The organism is Mesorhizobium sp. M2A.F.Ca.ET.037.01.1.1 (assembly GCF_003998075.1).
Classification (GTDB): Bacteria; Pseudomonadota; Alphaproteobacteria; order Rhizobiales; family Rhizobiaceae; genus Mesorhizobium.
Window position 1 is genome coordinate 1 of record NZ_RZSA01000915.1, and the last position, 2,616, is coordinate 2,616.

Genomic DNA, 2,616 nt, shown 5'->3' on the forward strand with positions numbered 1-2,616 from the left:
GACCAACGCGGTGCTGCCGACCATGCGACGTCAGGGAAAGGGCAGGATCGTCAATCTGAGCTCGGTGCAGGGGTTCATCCCGGCTCCCTATTTCGCGCTTTATTCGTCGACCAAACACGCCGTTGAAGGCTATTCCGAATCGCTCGACCACGAACTGCGGCCGTTCGGAATTCGCGTCGCATTGGTCGAGCCGGCCTATACCCAAACGTCGTTCGAAGACAATCTGGCCAGACCTGACCAGGTGCTCGACATCTATGACGCCGCGCGTGCCGGCATGGCCGTAGCCGTGCGGAAGGCGATGGAAAAAGGCGATACGCCCGAAGTGGTCGCCAACACCGTTCTGGCGGCCGCGACCGACCCTACGCCGAAGCGGCGCTATGCGGCGGGAAAAATGGCGCGCCAGGTCAGTGTCCTGCGCCGCTTCGTCCCCGCATCCGCATTCGACAAGAGCCTGCGAAAGCAGCTTGGCCTGCCGGTCTGACGTGGCGGCGGTTTACGCACGACAGGACATCCCATGAAGATAGGAATTATTGGGGGGGGGCAACATCGGCGCCGCCTTGGCGCGGAAGCTTGCGGCGCGCGACCACGAGGTCAAGCTCGCCAACTCGACGGGGCCAGACACCATTCGTGATCTGGCCCGCGACGTTGGGGTACCGCCGTGATGAAGGAGGAAGCTGTGCGGGGCGTAAGTGGCAAGGCCATAGGCGTACGCTCCGCCAAGCTCGTAGTTGTCGAAACCGACAATGGCCATGTCCTGCGGCACGCGCAGCCCAAACTGGCCCCGGATTTCGTCGAGCGCACCAATGGCCAGGATGTCGTTCTCGCACATGAGAACATCGACCCTGTCCTTGGCCTGCGTATTCTGAAGATAGTCGCGAACGACGTCGGCCCCGGCCTGGGCGCTGTACCGTTCGGCCGAGATCACCGCGATCTCATCGACGCGGCCGGCGCCGGGAGATGACGATCTTGGCGCTACGTACGTTGTCGGCGATGAACTCGCTTTGGTAGCATTCTGCCGTACCATCGCGCAGACATTAGGACTCAGCGAAGTCGTCGCCGGTCCCGCTTGAGCGCGAGGCCGACAACCATTTCGACCATATGCCGCTTCAACGCATCCTGGCCTCTTGCGTCGAACAGATCGTGGCCGAAAATGCGCGAGAAGGTGGCACGGTTCGAGACGTTGAAGAAGCTCATCGCGCTGATGTGCCAGTGCAGTTCGAGCGGCGTCACGTCGTCACGAAACAGGGCCGCTTCGCGGCCGCGCCGGCAGATCGCCTCCAGCTTCTGGATGGCGCCTGCATTGAGCAGGCTTATCAGCTCCGACTGCCCCATATATTCGGCGTGGTGTATGTTTTCGATCATGACGATACGGATGAAGTCCGGATGTCGGCTGTGGTGTTCGAAAGTGAACTCGGCCAGTCTCGTCAGCGCTTCGAGCGGCGGCAGATCATCAAGCTCGAGTTCCTGTTCGCCGGCACGGACCTCCCGGTAGGCCTCTTCCAGAACCTTGCCGTAGAGTCCTTCCTTGTCGCCGAAATAATAGTAAATCATGCGCTTCGACGTGTTCGTCTTGGCCGCGATCTCATCGATGCGCGCGCCCGAGAGGCCGTTGGCGGCAAACTCCGTCATCGCCACGGCAAGAATGTTCTTGCGCACGCCCGCCGGATCCTGCTTCCAGCCGCTTCGCCCGCTTGCCGGTTTTTCGTCCATGATAGGCCCAATTCTCCCACCGCAGGGTTACCCTAGCGCGGGTTGTTTGCAAATTAACCGTTTCGTACAAAGTTGTTGACGAAATTAACCGAACGGTACAAAGTTCTGGTGATGCCGGGAGGACCTTGCCAGTGGCATGGCGGCATCGGGAGGTCGGATTGGCATCAGTTTCCGCCAGCTTCGGGGCCGATCGGCATGCCGCCGCCGATCCGCGGCGCATTCTGGTCGGCTTGATCGGGCGTGGCATCCAGCTATCGCGAACGCCGGCAATGCATGAAGCCGAGGGGAGGGCGCGAGGGATCGCCTACATCTATCGCCTGCTCGACGCCGATCGCATGGGCGACGGCGCCCTGCGGCTGGACGACATACTCGCTTTCGCCGCGCATTTCGGCTTCGACGGGCTGAACGTCACATTTCCCTACAAGCAGGAGATCATTCCGCTGCTCGACGAATTGTCGGAGGCGGCGGAAAGGATCGGATCTGTCAACACGGTCGTTTTCAGCGGCGGTCGCCGCATCGGGCACAACACCGACTTCTGGGGTTTCAAAGAGAGCTTCCGGCTCGAGATGGCGAATGCGGAGCGCGATACCGTTTTGCTGCTTGGCGCAGGCGGAGCGGGCGCCGCGGTTGCTCAAGCCCTTCTCGAAAGCGGCGTCGGGCAGTTGCGGCTCTTCGATATCGAGGAAGCCAAGGCGGCCGCGCTCGCCGCAGAGCTGACGTCTCGGTTTGGCGCCAACCGCGTGACGGTTGCCTCCGACTCCGTCACGGCAGCGGCGCGGGTCGACGGGATCGTCAATGCGACGCCGGTCGGCATGGCCAAGCTGCCTGGTATCCCCCTCCATCCAGCGCTGCTAAGGCCGGATTGCTGGGTTGCCGACATCGTCTACTTCCCTCTGGAGACAGAGC

The 2,616-nt window shown here is 62.0% G+C and carries 3 protein-coding genes and 2 pseudogenes; 3 read left to right on the forward strand and 2 right to left on the reverse strand.

Annotated features, from left to right (window positions below):
• Both EOA27_RS31235 and EOA27_RS42490 read left to right on the forward strand, forming a co-directional pair.
• A partial coding sequence (locus tag EOA27_RS31235) for an SDR family NAD(P)-dependent oxidoreductase (RefSeq protein ID WP_127258072.1) occupies nucleotides 1-481 on the forward strand: 481 nt, incomplete at its 5' end.
• A gap of 33 nt (nucleotides 482-514) precedes the next feature.
• Nucleotides 515-688, forward strand: a pseudogene (locus EOA27_RS42490) (NAD(P)-binding domain-containing protein); the annotation flags it as partial.
• On the opposite strand, the pseudogene EOA27_RS42495 reads toward EOA27_RS42490, so the two are convergent.
• Both EOA27_RS42495 and EOA27_RS31245 read right to left on the reverse strand, forming a co-directional pair.
• Nucleotides 686-934 (reverse strand): annotated as a pseudogene (locus EOA27_RS42495) (substrate-binding domain-containing protein); the annotation flags it as partial. The pseudogenes EOA27_RS42490 and EOA27_RS42495 overlap by 3 nt on opposite strands.
• A 107-nt stretch (nucleotides 935-1,041) precedes the next feature.
• On the reverse strand, nucleotides 1,042-1,710 hold the full coding sequence (locus tag EOA27_RS31245) for a TetR/AcrR family transcriptional regulator (protein ID WP_126080030.1): 669 nt from the start codon (nucleotides 1,708-1,710) through the stop codon (nucleotides 1,042-1,044).
• A 158-nt stretch (nucleotides 1,711-1,868) separates the two neighbouring features.
• On the opposite strand from EOA27_RS31245, the gene EOA27_RS31250 reads away from it, so the two are divergent.
• On the forward strand, nucleotides 1,869-2,616 hold a 748-nt coding region (locus EOA27_RS31250; RefSeq protein WP_210214185.1), incomplete at its 3' end, for a shikimate dehydrogenase.